Here is a 15,232-nt window from a genome sequence, read left to right as displayed (position 1 = left end):
CGCGACCGACCCGGGTCAGATCGCCGAGGCGAGGACCTCGTCGAGCTTGGCCGAGGCCTCCTCGTCGGTGCCCTTGAGGGCGAGGGAGAGCTCGGACACCAGGATCTGGCGGGCCTTGAGGAGCATGCGCTTCTCGCCGGCCGACACTCCACCGGCCTGCTCGCGACGCCACAGGTCGCGGACGACCTCGCTGACGCGGTAGACGCTGCCGCTCGCCATCTTCTCCTGGTTGGCCTTGAAGCGGCGCGACCAGTTGCTGGCCTCCTCCGCGACATCGCTGCGCAGCACGTCGTAGACGGCCTGCACTCCGGCGTCGTCGATGATCTCGCGGACGCCGACGAGCTCGGCGTTCTCGACGGGAAGGGTGATCGTCAGCTCGCTCGTGTGCACGTTCATCGTCATGAACGTCTTCTCGACGCCCTTGACCGAGCGCTTCTCGAGTCCGGTGATCGTCACCGCTCCGTGGTGCGGGTAGACCAGCGTCTCGCCGACCTCGAATAACATCATGTCGTGCCTTTCATCGTGGGGCCTGTGGTGGGGTCGAGGGTCCGCAGCGGCGCATCGGCCAGCCACGGAGGCAGGAGGGCGACGAGGCGCTCGACGAGCTCCTCGTCGGTGCCGTCGAGGGATCCGGCGAGCCACGAGCCGACGACGGCGAGCACACCGCCGGCGGCGAAGGTCGCAGTCAGCTCGGGGTCGACGGAGCCGGGGACCTCGACGCGCGCGAGGACCTCGCGGTGCAGGGCGAGGACGGTGTCGAGGACGGCGTCGTCGGAGGCCACGCGCGCCGAGGCGCGGGCGCGGAGGCGGGCGTGGAACGCGTGCCGGTCGACGAGCCGGTCGATCAGGCGGGCGTAGCCGCGACGCAGTGCGAGAGCACCGCTGCCGTCGGTCGCGTCGGCCCCGGCGACCTCGGCGACCACCAGATCCTCGCGGATCAGGGCGGAGGCGACATGGGCCGCGTCGTCGAAGTGCGCGTAGAACGAGCTGCGGCTGATGCCGGCCTCGCGCACGATGTCGCTGACGGCGATGCCCTCCGCACGCTCGCCCTCGGCCTGCATGACGAGCCGCTCGACCGCGTCGAAGACTCGACGGCGGGTGCGGCGGGACCGGGGATCGCCCGCGCGCGGGCTGAGGGGGTGTTCCGCTCCGGGCAGGGAGGCGAGGCGAGCGGAAGTCATCTAGGGAAGTCTACCACTTCCCGGACAGGTGTTCGGAAAAGCACCCCGAGTCGGTTCAACGCGCATCGGCGCGGGCGCGCTCCAGACCCTCGATGCGGGCACGGGCGGCCTGCTCGCTCGGCGAGACCCTGCCGAGGTACTGCTCCAGGAAGCGCATCAGGAGGCGGTTCGCCGTGATCGCCGGCCACCAGGCCCGGCGGAGTCCGAGCAGGCGCCGCACCTCCGGGCTGAGCGAGGCGACGGCTCCGGCGAACAGCAGCGGGTAGACGACGCCGGCCTCGCCGGGCAGCTTCACGCGACGCAGGAAGCCGACCGCCTCCCGCACCCGGTGATCGGGCTTCAGCTCGCCGGCGAATCCCGCGAGCTGCTCACGGAGCTCGGCGACGCTCTCCGGCGGTGACTCGACGCCGAGGAGACGACCGGACGCCGCCCACTCGCGGACGTAGGCGTCGGGGCCGCCGGGGATCGGCCGACCCCAGATCTCGTGGGCGCCGAGGAAGGCGTCGGTGAAGGCGTCGTGCACCCAGAGCAGGAGGCGCGGATCCTGCGCGGAGTAGTCGCGCTCGGTCCCCGCGGCGTCCTCGTAGGAGCCGACGATCCGCTCGTGCACACCGGTCACCCAGCGGGCGGCGCCGCTCGCCGCGCGGGTGTCGCCGAAGGTGGTGGTCAGCACCCAGCGGATGGTGTTGTCGAGGCGCCCCATCGGGTCCTCGCGGTAGCGGGAGTGGTCGTGCACGCCCGCCATGGCGCCCGCGTGCAGCGTCTGCATGAGCAGCGCCCGCACTCCCGCGATGGTGGTCGGCATGGCGCCGTTCACGGCCCACACGGCGCTGCCGGGGCCGAACAGCCCCGCGTCCTCGCCCGTCTCGAGAGCGGCGACCCAGTCGGGGCGGGGGCGGGGGCGGCGAGAGCTCATCCGCTCAGTGTGCGCGCGGCTCCTGGGTCGGTGCTGGCTCTTGCGTCACCCCTCCTCGGGTGTTACTCGGCGAGGAGCTCCCGCACGTCGTCCGCGGTCAGCGCCCGGCCGAAGAGCTCGCCCTCGTCGAGCGCCGCGGTGCTCAGCCGCGTCTTGCGGGCCTGCAGCCGCACGATCTTCTCCTCGATCGTGTCCTTCGCGACGAGGCGGTAGACGTTCACGCGGCGCTGCTGACCGATCCGGTGGGTCCGGTCGATCGCCTGCGCCTCGGCCGCCGGGTTCCACCACGGGTCGAGGATGAAGACGTGGTCGGCCTCGGTGAGGGTCAGTCCCGTCCCGCCCGCCTTGAGGCTGATCAGGAAGACCGGAGCGTCGCCCGAGCGGAACGCCTCGATCACGGCCGCTCGGTCGCGGGTCGACCCGTCGAGCTGGACGAACGGGATGCCCCGAGCGCGCAGTCGGACCGCCGCCCGCTCGAGGTACGAGGTGAAGGTGCTGAACACCAGCGCGCGCCGGCCCTCGGCCATCACGTCGTCGAGGTGCTCGAGCAGCGCGTCGAGCTTGGCGGAGGGGACATGGCTGTAGGCGGGATCGACCAGCGACGCGTCGAGCGCCAGCAGGCGCAGCAGGGTCAGCGAGCGGAACACGGTGAAGCGCTGCCTGTCGAGATCCTCGACGAGGCCCATCAGCTTGCGCCGCTCGCGCTGCAGATACGTGTCGTAGAGCACGCGGTGGCCGGGAGCGAGCGCGACCTCGAGGGTCTGCTCCTGCTTCTCGGGCAGCTCGGGGGCCACAGCCTCCTTGGTGCGGCGCAGGAGGAAGGGGCGGATGCGCGAGCGGAGCCGGTCGAGGCGCCGGCGCGCGCCCTCGGACTGCGAAACGGTGCGTCCGTCGGAGAGATCGGGCGACGTGATGCCGACCGGTGCCTCGGCGTGCTGGATGGGCCGGGTGTACTCCTCGCGGAAGCGCCGCAGCGACGGCAGCAGGCCCGGTGCGACGAGCGCGAGGATCGCCCAGAGCTCGTCGAGCGAGTTCTCGAGCGGCGTCCCCGTGAGCGCGAGGGTGATCGGAGCGCCGACGCCGCGGACGGCTCGGTGCGTCTGCGAGCCCGGGTTCTTCGCGAACTGCGCCTCGTCGAGCACGAGCGCCGACCACTCGCGGGCGCTCCACTGCTCCGCCGCGAGGCGCAGCACCGCATAGCTGGTGACGACGACGTCGACGTCGGCGGGGACGCCCGAGAGCGACCCCGTGCTCCCCGCCCGCGAGCCGGTGACTGCGTGCACGCGCAGACCCGGCGCGAAGCGCGCCGCCTCGGACAGCCAGCCCGGCACCACCGAGGTGGGGGCGACGACGAGGAAAGGCGCGCGACGCTCGCCCGAGGCCCGCGACTCCTCGACGGCCTCGAGCATCATCGCGAGGGTCTGGAGCGTCTTGCCGAGCCCCATGTCGTCGGCGAGGATCCCGCCCAGCCCGTGCCGGCGCCGGTGCACGAGCCAGGCGTAGCCGTCGAGCTGGTAGGGGCGCAGCTCGCCGACGAGACCGGCGGGCGGAGGCACCTCCACCGGTGCGCCGGCGGCCAGCGCGGTCTCGAGCACCCGCCGCCAGGCGTCGGACGCGACGGTCTCGTCGGCCAGCTCCTCGAGCTCGTCCCACAGCGCGGTCTGGTGCCGACCGATGCGGGCGCCCGTCTCCCACTCGTCGATGTCGTCGGCGTGGTTCAGCAGCTCGCGCAGCCGGTCGAGGCCGGGGTGCGCCAGCGAGAGGTAGGAGTGGTCGACCAGGCGGATGCGGTCGCCGCCCGTGGCGAGCGCGCGGAACAGCGGACCGAACGGCACCGTCACGTCTCCGATCCTCACCACCACGCCGAGGTCGAACCAGTCGGCGCTCTCGGTGTCGACGGCCGTGAGGGTGAGCGTGAGGGCACCGTTCAGCAGCCGGTAGTCGGGCGGCACGCCCTCGCGCTCGATCCTGACGCCTCCGACCGCGTCGAGCAGGGGCAGCTGCTCGACCACGAACACCGCCGCATCCGCTCCGCGGAGCACGGCGGGCCGATCGGTGTCGGGGACGATCGACGACCCCGCCTCGGCCAGCACGGCCGTGGCCCTGCGGAGGATCGCCGACTCGAGGTCGACCGGCCCGCCACCGTCGAGCTCGCCGGCGCGATCGGGAGTGCGCCGCCAGTGCCAGCTCACCCGCGCGACGCGGCGCGGCTCGAACGAGACGGTGCAGACCAGGCGCGGCGGCTCGGGCTCGTCGAGCACGAGTGCGGTGTCGTCGCTCCGCACCGCGACCCGGCCGCGCAGCGGCACCAGGTGCTCGCGGAGGAACTCGTCGACATCGTCCGGGGGGACGAGGGTGCTCCCGGGATGGCGGAGGAGCCGGAGCTCCTCGTCGTCGAGCGGGAGCGGCGTCGGCGCGAGCACGAGGCGGGACGGATCGCCGCCGACGACCGCGTAGAGGCCGTGCCGGGCGATCGGACGCGCCGACTCGACGGGCGGCTCCGTGTCGTCGATCCGCAGCACCGGTCGGAGCTCGAGGGCGCCCGACCTCGACTCGGCGCGCAGCGAGACCTGGGCGGCCGACGCGAGGGCGAGGGCGCCCTTGTCGGGGGCGAGCAGCGGGATCCGCAGCGCCTCGGCCTGTGCGAGCAGCTGCCAGAGCAGCGGGCTCTCGTAGTCGTCGAGGTGGATCCAGTCGGGGTCCTGGCCGAGGTGGACCGTCCGGGTCGCGCGGTGCAGCGCGGCGAACTCCGCGAACCAGCGCTGGTGCGAGGGATCGAGGGAGAGCCGGTGGGTCTGGTGGTTCAGCGACTTCCAGGTGAGGGTCGTCCGGTTCCACGCTCCCCCGCGCCCGGCGACGACCGGCCGGGTCGCGAGGCGGTGGTCGTCGCGGTCGGCGGCGTCGTAGCCCGTGGCGACGACCCGCTCGCTCGCCGGGGCGCGCCAGGGGTCGTCCGCCCGGCGCACGAGGCGGCGCAGCTCGAACTGCAGCCCGATCGGCGTGAGCGGCCCGGTGCTCTCGGCCGCGGCTCCCCCGCTGAGCTCGCCGACGCGGGCGCGCCAGGACGCGGAGGAGGACGCTTCGGGAGGCACCGGTCCATGCTGTCACGACCCTCCGACACGGCCGTCCCGCGGCGGGAGGGGGGCAGAATCGGAGCATGACCAGCAGCGACTCCCCCGAACCCACTGTCCTCGCGATCGGCGGAGGCGGACTCCGCGTCGCCCTGACCACCGCGGGCGCCGAGATGACCTCCCTCCGCGACGACGCCGGCCGGGAGTACCTCTGGCAGGCCGGCCCGGAGTGGCGCCGGCACGCCCCGGTCCTCTTCCCGATCATCGGGCGCCTGCCGGGCGACACTCTGCACCACGACGGCGTCGACCACCGGATGGGCCAGCACGGCATCGCCCGCGACCGCGTCTTCGAGCTGGCCGGCGTCTCGGGCGACGAGGCCGTGTTCCGACTGCGGAGCGACGACGCCACCCGCGCGGTGTTCCCGTTCGACTGGACGCTGCTGATCGCCTACGCCGTCACCGGCTCGAGCGTGCGGATCACGCAGACGGTGGAGAACCGCGGCACGGGTCCGCTCGGCGCCTCCGTCGGCAACCACCCGGCGTTCGCGCTTCCGCTGCCGGGGGCGACCGGCGGGCACCGCATCAGCTTCGCTCAGGCGGAGCCGGAGGGGTTCCGCCGCGCGCCCGAGAACCTGCTGCTCGACGAGCGGCACCCGGCACCGCTCGAGGACGGAGTGCTCACCGTCGACGATGCGCACTTCGAGGAGGGCGTGATGATCTTCGACGAGCCGCGCCGCAGGACGCTCCGGCTCGAGGCCGACGGTGCGCGCACGATCGAGGTGGACTCCGGCGACTTCGACGTCGTCGGCGTGTGGAAGCCGGTCGGGGCGCCGTTCGTCTGCATCGAGCCGTGGCGTAGCATCCCGACCCCGGCGGGGTGGGACGGCGACATCCTCGACAAGCCCGGCCAGTTCGTGCTGCAGCCGGGCGAGCAGCGCGCCTTCGCCTACAGCATCACGCTGGCCTGAAGGTCCTCGCGCTGCAGCCGGGCGTCGAGGAGCTCGAAGCGCCGGATGATCAGCCCCTCGCGCGTCGCCCAGGGGCAGATGACGAGCTTCTCGACGCCGAGCGCGTCCATCGCCGCCTCAGCGACGAGAGCGCCGGCCAGGAGCTGCGGCGCACGGAGGACCGAGACGCCGGGCAGCGCTGAGCGATCGGCGGCGCTGATCGCAGCCAGGCGCGAGGACCACAGCCGGAGATCGATGAGGTGCAGCTCGCGGCGGGCGAGCGGGCCGGCCGCGCTCGGAGCGGCGCCCGCGATCCGCGCCAGCGAGCGGAACGTCTTCGAGGTGCCGGCGACCAGATCGGGGCGGCCGAGGGCGAGGAAGGCGCGCACCGGCTCCGCCAGGATCTCGCGGGCGTGACGGCGGGCCGCCTTGACGCTGGTGGCCGACGCCGGATCGCCGACCAGGAGATCGCGGGTGACGCGACCGGCACCGAGCGGGACGGACACGGCGAGCTCGGGGACCTCGTCGACGCCTTGCGACAGCTCGAAGGACCCGCCGCCGATGTCGAGGTCGAGGATCGACCCGGCGCCCCAGCCGAACCAGCGGCGGACCGCGAGGAACGTCGCGGAGGCCTCGGCCTCGCCGCCGAGCTCCTGGAGGTGCACCCCGGTCTCGGCGCGCACGCGGTCGAGGACCGCCGCGCCGTTGCCCGCCTCGCGGATCGCGGACGTCGCGAAGGCGAGCAGATCCTCCGCCCGGTGGGCGCGGGCGACCTCGTGCGCCTCCGCCACGAACGAGATCAGCTCGCGCTGCCCCTCCTCGGTGATGTCACCGGCGGAGTCGAGGTACGCGACCAGCGCGAGGCTGCGCTTGTGCGACCGGTACGGCACGGGCCGCGCTCCCGGATGCGCGTCGACCAGCAGCAGGTGGACCGTGTTGGAGCCGATGTCGAGCACGCCGAGTCGCATGCGCCCACGCTAGCGCGGGCCCGACGCACCCCCGGACACGGCGCCTCCGGGGACGACGCGGGCGTCGTCATGCCCCTGGCGGCGGCGGCACCAGCAGCACCCACAGGAGACCGATGCCCGTACGGAGATCGGTCTCGATACGCCGCCTTCGGCGGCTACTCGACCAGCATGCATGCGAGCGACACGTGCAGGCGAGCAGGCACGTGGCTTCCCGCACGACTGACGGTGGTGGGTCCCGATACGCCGCCTCCGGCGGCTGCTCGACCAGCATGCTCGCGCGCGGCGAGCGGGTACGCACGTTGTCCCCGGCATGCGCGCCGAGCGGCCTCGCAGCGCAGCTGCCGAGCCGAGAACGGAGGCCTGCAATCCAGTCGAACCCTCCGCAGGGTCACCGGCGATCCGCGTGACAGCGGATCATCGTACCCGGAACGCGACACGCTCCCCCACCGCGACCACCCGCGGAAGCCGACCGCGCGACGGGCGACGAGCGCAGCGAGGAGCCCGTCGACAAAGGCCCGGCCGCAACGCGACCGGGCCTCTGCAGGAACTCAGTGGTCCCAGTTCTCCACGGGCTTGTCCGAGGTGGAGGAGCCGACGACGTGCACGCGCATGTCGTTGGTGGTGCCGGCGCGGCCGGGAGGGGATCCGGAGACGACGACGACGGTCTCGCCGGGCTGGGCGAGTCCTTCGCGCAGCAGCACCTCGTCGACCTGCGCGAACATCGCGTCGGTGTGGTTCACCCGCGGCGTCACGAAGGACTGGACGCCCCAGTTGAGCGCCATGCGGCGGCGGACCGCCGGCTCGGGCGTGAACCCGATGATCGGGATGCCGTGGCGCAGGCGGGTCATGCGGCGGACGGAGTCGCCCGACTCGGTGAACACGCAGAGGAACTTGGCCTCGACGAACTCGGCGACCTCGGCGGCGGCCAGCGTGACCGATCCGCCCTGGGTGCGCGGCTTGCTGCCGAGCGGGGGGATCCGCTCGAGCCCGTGCTCCTCGGTCGATTCGACGATGCGGGCCATGGTCTGGACGGTGACGACCGGCCAGGCTCCGACGCTGGTCTCGCCCGAGAGCATGACCGCGTCGGCGCCGTCGAGGATCGCGTTCGCGACGTCGGAGGCCTCAGCGCGGGTGGGGCGCGGGCTCTCGATCATCGACTCGAGCATCTGGGTCGCTACGATGACGGGCTTGGCCCAGCGGCGGGCGAGCTCGACGGCGCGCTTCTGCACGATCGGGACGGCCTCGAGGGGCAGCTCGACGCCGAGGTCGCCGCGGGCGACCATGATGCCGTCGAAGACGTCGATGATCTCCTGCAGGTTGTCGACGGCCTGCGGCTTCTCGATCTTGGCGATGACGGGAGCCTTGCGGCCCTCCTCCGCCATGATCTCGTGCACGCGGACGATGTCGCTGGCGTTGCGCACGAAGGACAGCGCGATGATGTCGGCGCCGAGGCGGATGCCCCAGCGGAGGTCGTCCTCGTCCTTCTGCGAGAGGGCGGGGACGTTGACCGCGACTCCGGGCAGGTTGATGCCCTTGTTGTTCGAGATGTTGCCGGGGACGACGCACTCGGTGATGACGCGCGGGCCGTCGACGGCGGTGACGCGGACAGCGACCTTGCCGTCGTCGATGAGCAGCATGTCGCCCGGGTTCACGTCGTCGGGGAGGCCCTTGAACGTGGTGCCCGAGAGCTCCTTGGTGCCGAGGACCTCCTCGGTGGTGATGGTGAAGACGTCGCCCTCGGCGAGCGGGTACGGTCCGCCCTCGAACTTGCCCAGGCGGATCTTCGGACCCTGGAGGTCGACGAGGATCGCGACGGCGCGGCCGGCGTCGTCGGCCGCCTGGCGGACGATCCGGTAGATCGCCTCGTGCACGTCGTAGCTGCCGTGGCTGAGGTTCATGCGGCACACGTCCACGCCGGCGTCGATGATCGCACGAATGGTCTCGTACGAGGACGTTGCCGGGCCGAGGGTGGCGACGATTTTCGCTCGTCTCATTGAGGGGGTGCTCCGTTGTTCTGCGCCCGGAGGCGCGTCGTTAGCGGGGAGGGTGAGCAGGGATTGCTGGCGGCCAGAGACTATCGCGTCCCTGCGACTACAGCGTGAAGCCGCGGTCGTTGGGCCCGACGGGTGCGGGGAGCTGGGTGCTGCCCTCGAGGTAGCGGTCGACCTCGGCAGCGACGGAGCGGCCCTCGGCGATCGCCCAGACGATCAGGGACTGTCCGCGACCCGCGTCTCCGGCGACGAACACGCCGGGGACGCTGGTCTCGAAGTTCGCTCCGCGGTCGACGTTGCCGCGCTCGGTGAAGGGCACGGCGAGCTGGCCCGCGAGATGGTGCGACTCGGGGCCGGTGAAGCCCAGGGCGAGCAGGACCAGATCGGCCGGGATCTCGCGCTCGGTGCCGGCCTTGGGGACGCGGCGCCCGTCGAGGTACTCGGTCTCGGCCACGCGCACCGCGCGGACCTCGCCGACCTCGTTGGAGAGGAACTCCACGGTCGAGGCGAGGAACATCCGCTCCCCGCCCTCCTCGTGGGCGCTCGAGACCTCGAACACCGTCGGGTCCATCGGCCAGGGCTGGCCCTCGGGACGCTCCGACGGCGGCTGCTTGCCGATCGCCAGGTTGGTGACCGAGGCGGCCTTCTGGCGGTGCGCGGTGCCGATGCAGTCCGCGCCGGTGTCGCCTCCGCCGAGGACGACGACATGCTTGCCCTCGGCCGAGATCTGCTCGAAGACGCGGTCGCCGGCGATGGCGTGATTCGACTGCACCAGGTACTCCATGGCGAAGTGGACGCCGGAGAGGTCGCGACCGGGGATCGGCAGATCCCGCGGCACGAGGGCGCCGGTCGCGACCACGACGGCGTCGTAGCGCGCACGCAGGTCGTCCCACGTGATGTCGGAGCCGATGTCGACTCCGGCGCGGAACCGGGTGCCCTCGGCCTTCATCTGGTTCAGACGCAGCTCGAGGTGCTTCTTCTCCATCTTGAAGTCGGGGATCCCGTAGCGCAGGAGTCCGCCGATGCGGTCGTCGCGCTCGTAGACCGCGACGGTGTGCCCGGCGCGGGTGAGCTGCTGCGCGGCGGCGAGACCGGCCGGCCCCGAGCCGACGACGGCGACCGTCTTGCCGGTCAGGCGCTCGGGCGGGTGCGGCTGCACCCAGTCGTTGCCGAAGGCCTGATCGATGATGGAGACCTCGATCTGCTTGATCGTGACCGCGGGCTGATTGATGCCCAGCACGCACGACGACTCGCACGGCGCGGGGCACAGCCGACCCGTGAACTCCGGGAAGTTGTTCGTCGCGTGCAGGCGCTCGATGGCCTGGCGGCCCTCGCCGCGCCACATCAGGTCGTTCCACTCGGGGATCAGGTTGCCGAGCGGGCAGCCCTTGTGGCAGAACGGGATGCCGCAGTCCATGCAGCGGCCGGCCTGCCGACGCAGGACGGCGGAGTCGCCCTGCTCGTAGACCTCCTTCCAGTCCATCAGGCGGACGGACACGGGGCGCCGCTTGGGCAGCTCCCGGTCCTGCACCTTCAGGAACCCCTTGGGATCAGCCACCGGTCACCTCCAGAATCCGTCCCCAGACGATGTCGCCATCGGGGTCGAGCCCCTCCTCGACCGCCGATGCGCGCGTGGCGAGCACGGCGGCGAAGTCGCGGGGCAGTACTTTGACGAAACGCGAGACGGTTCCGTCGAAATCGTCGAGCATCCCCTGGGCCAGGGTCGACTCGGTCTCGGCCACGTGCCGCTCGAGGAGATCACGGAGGATCTCGACGTCGGCGCTGCCGAGCTCGGACAGCGTCAGCTCGCCCGAGGCGAGAGCGTCGCGATTCACGAGCTCGCGCTGCAGGTCGTGGATGTACGCCGTGCCGCCGGACATGCCCGCGCCGAGGTTGCGCCCGGTCGCCCCGAGGATCACCGCGAGACCGCCGGTCATGTACTCGAGCGCGTGGTCGCCCACCCCTTCGACGACCGCGGTCGCTCCGGAGTTGCGGACCAGGAAGCGCTCGCCGACCATGCCGCGGATGAACATCGTGCCCTGGGTCGCCCCGTAGCCGATGACGTTGCCCGCGATCACGTTGGTCGAGGCGTCGAAGGTGCTGCGCCGGTCGGGGCGCACCACGATCTGTCCGCCCGAGAGTCCCTTGCCGACGTAGTCGTTCGAGTCGCCCTCGAGGCGCAGCGTGATCCCCGCGGGGAGGAAGGCGCCGAGCGACTGACCGGCGGACCCCGTGAGGAGCACCGTGATCGAGTCGGCGGGCAGGCCGTTCTCGCCGTAGCGGACGGTCACCTCGTGACCGAGCATCGTGCCGACCGCCCGCTCGGTGTTCTTGATCTCGCGCTCGATCACGACCGTGCCGCGGTGGTCGAGCACGTTCGCCGAGAGCCGGATCAGCTCGTTGTCGAAGTGGTGCTCGAGCTCGTGCTGCTGGGCGCGGCCGTGCCGGCGCGGCTCCTCCGCCGAGAAGACGGGGCCCACGAGGATCGGCGTGAGGTCGAGACCGCTCGCCTTCCAGTGCTCGATCGCCTGGTTGACGTCGAGCAGCTCGCGGTGGCCGACGATCTCGTCGATGCTGCGGAAGCCGAGCTGCGCGAGGTACTCGCGCACCTCCTGCGCGATGAACTCGAAGAAGTTGACGACGAACTCGGGCTTGCCCGAGAAGCGCTTGCGCAGCTCCGGGTTCTGGGTCGCGACGCCCACCGGACAGGTGTCGAGGTGGCAGACGCGCATCATGATGCAGCCCTCGACGATCAGCGGAGCCGTCGCGAAGCCGAACTCCTCGGCGCCCAGGAGCGCCCCGATCACGACGTCGCGGCCGGTCTTCATCTGACCGTCCACCTGCACCACGACGCGGTCGCGCATGCCGTTGAGCATCAGCGTCTGCTGCGTCTCGGCGAGGCCCAGCTCCCAGGGGGTGCCGGCGTGCTTGAGCGAGTTCACGGGGCTCGCGCCGGTGCCGCCGTCGTGGCCGGAGACCAGGATGACGTCGGCGAGGGCCTTCGCGGTGCCGGCGGCGACCGCTCCGATGCCCGACTGGCTGACCAGCTTGGCGTGGATGCGCGCCGACGGGTTCGCCCGCTTCAGGTCGAAGATCAGCTGCTTCAGGTCTTCGATCGAGTAGATGTCGTGGTGCGGAGGCGGCGAGATGAGCCCGACGCCCGCTGTCGCGTGGCGGGTGCGCGCGATCCACGGGTAGACCTTCGTCGGCGGCAGCTGACCGCCCTCGCCGGGCTTGGCGCCCTGGGCGAGCTTGATCTGGATGTCGTCGGCGTGCGTCAGGTACATGCTCGTGACGCCGAAGCGCCCGGAGGCGACCTGCTTGATCGCGGAGCGGCGCTCGGGGTCGAGCAGGCGCTCGGTGTCCTCGCCGCCCTCACCGGTGTTCGACTTGCCGCCGAGGCGGTTCATCGCGATGGCCAGCGTCTCGTGCGCCTCCGGGGAGATCGAGCCGTAGCTCATCGCTCCCGTCGAGAAGCGCTTGACGATCGACTCGACCGGCTCGACCTCGTCGATCGGGACGGGCGTGCGGCCCGCGGTGTCGAGCGCGAACATGCCGCGGAGGGTCATCAGCGAGGTCGACTGGTCGTCGACCATCTTGGTGTACTCGCGGAACACGTCGTAGCGGCGGTTGCGGGTGGAGTGCTGCAGGCGGAACACCGTGTCCGGGTTGAACAGGTGCGGGGCTCCGTCGCGGCGCCACTGGTACTCGCCGCCGACCGCGAGGCGCTCGTGCGCGATGATCGCGCCGTCCTCCGGGTAGGCGGCGCGGTGGCGCGCGGCGTTCTCCTCGGCGACCACGTCGATCCCGATGCCGCCGAGCTTCGAGACGGTGCCGGTGAAGTACTGGTCGACGAACTGCTGGCTGAGCCCGACGGCCTCGAAGGTCTGCGCGCCCGCGTAGCTCGACACCGTCGAGATGCCCATCTTCGACATGATCTTGAGCACGCCCTTGCCGAGCGCCTTGATCACGTTCTTGACGGCCTTCTCGGGCGAGATGTCCGAGAGCATGCCGCTGCGCACCAGGTCCTCGCACGTCTCCATCGCGAGGTACGGGTTGACCGCGGAGGCGCCGTAGCCGATCAGCGTGGCGACGTGGTGCACCTCGCGGACGTCGCCGGCCTCGACGACCAGCCCGACGCGCATCCGGTTCTCGGTGCGGATCAGGTGGTGGTGCACGGCCGCGAGCATGAGCAGCGACGGGATCGGCGCCAGGTCCTTCGTGGAGTCGCGGTCGGACAGCACGAGGAACTGCGCGCCGGCCGCGATGGCCTCGTCGGCCTCGCTGCACATCTCGTCGATGCGGTCCTGCATGGCGCGGGGGCCCGCGTCGACGCGGTAGAGCCCGCGGATCGTCGTGGTGATGTGACTGAGCGGGCGCGGCGCGATGTGCTGGATCTTGGCGAGCTCGTCGTTGTCGATCACCGGGAAGTCGAGGACGACCTGGCGGGCGTGCTCCGCCCCGGAGGAGAGCAGGTTGCGCTCCGGGCCGAGACCGAGGCGCAGCGAGGTGACGACCTCCTCGCGGATCGAGTCGAGCGGCGGGTTGGTGACCTGCGCGAACGCCTGCGTGAAGTAGTCGAACAGGAGGCGCGGCCGCTTCGACAGCACCGCGACGGGAGTGTCGGAGCCCATGGCGCCGAGCGGCTCGGCCCCGGCCTTCGCCATCGGCAGCAGGAGGAGGCGGACCTCCTCCTCGGTGTAGCCGAAGGTGCGCTGGCGGCGGTTGACGGACGCCGGAGTGTGCACGATGTGCTCGCGCTCGGGCAGGTCCTTGAGGTTGATGCGGCCCTTGTCGAGCCACTCCTCGAACGGAGCGGAGTCGGCGAGCTGCGCCTTGATCTCCTCGTCCTCGACGAGGCGGCCCTGCTCGGTGTCGACCAGGAACATGCGCCCCGGCTGGAGGCGGCCCTTCCGGACGATCTTCGCGGGGTCGATGTCGAGCACGCCGATCTCGCTGGCGAGCACGACGAGGCCGTCGTCGGTGACGACGTAGCGCCCGGGGCGCAGGCCGTTGCGGTCGAGGGTCGCGCCGACGAGCTCGCCGTCGGTGAAGACGATCGCGGCCGGGCCGTCCCACGGCTCCATGAGCATCGAGTGGTACTCGTAGAACGCGCGGCGCTTCTGGTCGATGGCGGCGGCCTGGTTCTCCCACGCCTCCGGCACCATCATCATGATCGCGTGCGGCAGCGAGCGACCGGCGAGGTTCAGCAGCTCGACGGTCTCGTCGAACGAGGCGGAGTCGCTGCGCCCGGGCGAGACGATCGGGAACAGCGGCGAGAGGTCGCCGAGGGCGGCGCTCTTCAACTGCGACTGGCGCGCGCGCATCCAGTTGCGGTTGCCCTGCACCGTGTTGATCTCGCCGTTGTGCGCGATCATCCGGAACGGCTGCGCGAGCGGCCACGACGGGAAGGTGTTGGTCGAGTAGCGCGAGTGCACGAGGGCGAGCTTCGAGGCGAAGCGCTCGTCCGAGAGGTCGGGGTAGAACGGCTCCAGCTGGAGCGTCGTCACCATGCCCTTGTAGACCATCGTGCGGCTCGAGAGCGACATGAAGTAGACCTCGAGCTCGCGCTCGACGCGCTTGCGGAGGCGGAAGGTCAACCGGTCCAGGCGCACCGAGGCGAGCGGGACCCCGGTGTCGTCGGTGAGGTCGCTCGTGACGTAGAGCTGCTCGATCGCGGGCATCGCGGCGCGGGCCAGGGTGCCGATCTCGTCCGGCTGGACCGGGACGGAGCGCCAGCCGAGCACCGAGAGGTTCTCCTCCCGGGCGATCTCGGCGATCGTCGACTTGACGCGCTCGCGCTCGAAGACGTCGACCGGCAGGAACGCGTTGCCGACGGCGTACTGCCCGAGGGCGGGGAGCTCGAACGGCGCCACGGCGCGCAGGAACTCGTCGGGGATCTGGGTGATGATGCCCGCGCCGTCGCCGGTGCCGGCGTCGGAGCCGACGGCGCCGCGGTGCTCGAGGTGCCGCAGCGCCTCGAGGGCGAGGTCGATGATGTCGTGGCCGGCGGTGCCGCGCATGGTGGCGACCATCGCGAGGCCGCAGGCGTCCTTCTCGGCCGACGGGTCGTACATCCCCTGGGCCGCCGGGGCGCCGAGGAACGGCAGGGAGGAGACGCGGGGCGAGTGCTGGGCAGGTGCCATGGGAACCGTCTT

At 71.8% G+C, this 15,232-nt stretch carries 9 protein-coding genes; 1 reads left to right on the top strand and 8 read right to left on the bottom strand.

All coding sequences use genetic code 11. The annotated features are described in order from the left end of the window. Positions 1-15: 15 nt before the first annotated feature. The 4 genes from GRS96_RS11050 to GRS96_RS11035 form a co-directional block, all read right to left on the bottom strand. Entirely contained in the window at positions 16-504 is a 489-nt protein-coding gene (locus GRS96_RS11050; protein WP_056043500.1) for a CarD family transcriptional regulator, read from the bottom strand. After that, positions 504-1,181, bottom strand: coding sequence for a TetR/AcrR family transcriptional regulator (locus GRS96_RS11045; protein WP_159853453.1), 678 nt, complete (start codon positions 1,179-1,181; stop codon positions 504-506). Before GRS96_RS11045 ends, GRS96_RS11050 begins: the two co-directional genes overlap by 1 nt. A gap of 55 nt (positions 1,182-1,236) precedes the next feature. Further along, positions 1,237-2,097, bottom strand: coding sequence for an oxygenase MpaB family protein (locus GRS96_RS11040; RefSeq protein WP_159988475.1), 861 nt, complete (start codon positions 2,095-2,097; stop codon positions 1,237-1,239). A gap of 62 nt (positions 2,098-2,159) precedes the next feature. Beyond that, the gene (locus tag GRS96_RS11035; RefSeq protein WP_159988474.1) at positions 2,160-5,189 is read right to left on the bottom strand and encodes a DEAD/DEAH box helicase; all 3,030 of its coding nucleotides are present in this window, start codon (positions 5,187-5,189) and stop codon (positions 2,160-2,162) included. Between the two features lie 65 nt (positions 5,190-5,254). On the opposite strand from GRS96_RS11035, the gene GRS96_RS11030 reads away from it, so the two are divergent. Then, positions 5,255-6,136 carry an aldose 1-epimerase family protein gene (locus tag GRS96_RS11030; protein WP_159853447.1) on the top strand — a complete coding sequence of 294 codons (882 nt, stop codon included), beginning with the start codon at positions 5,255-5,257 and terminating at the stop codon, positions 6,134-6,136. On the opposite strand, the gene GRS96_RS11025 is transcribed toward GRS96_RS11030, so the two are convergent. From GRS96_RS11025 to gltB, 4 genes are all read right to left on the bottom strand, one after another. Further along, the gene (locus tag GRS96_RS11025) at positions 6,115-7,083 is read right to left on the bottom strand and encodes a Ppx/GppA phosphatase family protein (protein WP_159853445.1); all 969 of its coding nucleotides are present in this window, start codon (positions 7,081-7,083) and stop codon (positions 6,115-6,117) included. The two genes, GRS96_RS11030 and GRS96_RS11025, sit on opposite strands and share 22 nt — an antisense overlap. Before the next feature lie 548 nt (positions 7,084-7,631). Continuing rightward, positions 7,632-9,077, bottom strand: a complete 1,446-nt coding sequence (gene pyk / locus GRS96_RS11020) for a pyruvate kinase (RefSeq protein WP_159853443.1) — start codon at positions 9,075-9,077, stop codon at positions 7,632-7,634. A gap of 97 nt (positions 9,078-9,174) precedes the next feature. Next, on the bottom strand, positions 9,175-10,632 hold the full coding sequence (locus GRS96_RS11015) for a glutamate synthase subunit beta (protein ID WP_159853441.1): 1,458 nt from the start codon (positions 10,630-10,632) through the stop codon (positions 9,175-9,177). Further along, the gene (gene gltB, locus GRS96_RS11010; protein ID WP_159988473.1) at positions 10,625-15,220 is read right to left on the bottom strand and encodes a glutamate synthase large subunit; all 4,596 of its coding nucleotides are present in this window, start codon (positions 15,218-15,220) and stop codon (positions 10,625-10,627) included. The genes GRS96_RS11015 and gltB overlap by 8 nt, the downstream gene beginning before the upstream one ends. Between the last annotated feature and the right edge of the window lie 12 nt (positions 15,221-15,232).

The organism is Rathayibacter sp. VKM Ac-2803 (assembly GCF_009807175.1).
GTDB lineage: Bacteria > Actinomycetota > Actinomycetes > Actinomycetales > Microbacteriaceae > Rathayibacter.
Note: the sequence above shows the minus strand (reverse complement) of the source record. Positions and strands in the feature narration are given on the sequence as shown.

Coding starts and splice junctions, on each gene's coding strand:
- GRS96_RS11045 (WP_159853453.1), bottom strand. CDS start 1,181: ATGACTTCCGCTCGCCTCGCCTCCCTGCCCGGAGCGGAACACCCCCTC.
- pyk (WP_159853443.1), bottom strand. CDS start 9,077: ATGAGACGAGCGAAAATCGTCGCCACCCTCGGCCCGGCAACGTCCTCG.
- GRS96_RS11040 (WP_159988475.1), bottom strand. CDS start 2,097: ATGAGCTCTCGCCGCCCCCGCCCCCGCCCCGACTGGGTCGCCGCTCTC.
- gltB (WP_159988473.1), bottom strand. CDS start 15,220: ATGGCACCTGCCCAGCACTCGCCCCGCGTCTCCTCCCTGCCGTTCCTC.
- GRS96_RS11050 (WP_056043500.1), bottom strand. CDS start 504: ATGTTATTCGAGGTCGGCGAGACGCTGGTCTACCCGCACCACGGAGCG.
- GRS96_RS11025 (WP_159853445.1), bottom strand. CDS start 7,083: ATGCGACTCGGCGTGCTCGACATCGGCTCCAACACGGTCCACCTGCTG.
- GRS96_RS11030 (WP_159853447.1), top strand. CDS start 5,255: ATGACCAGCAGCGACTCCCCCGAACCCACTGTCCTCGCGATCGGCGGA.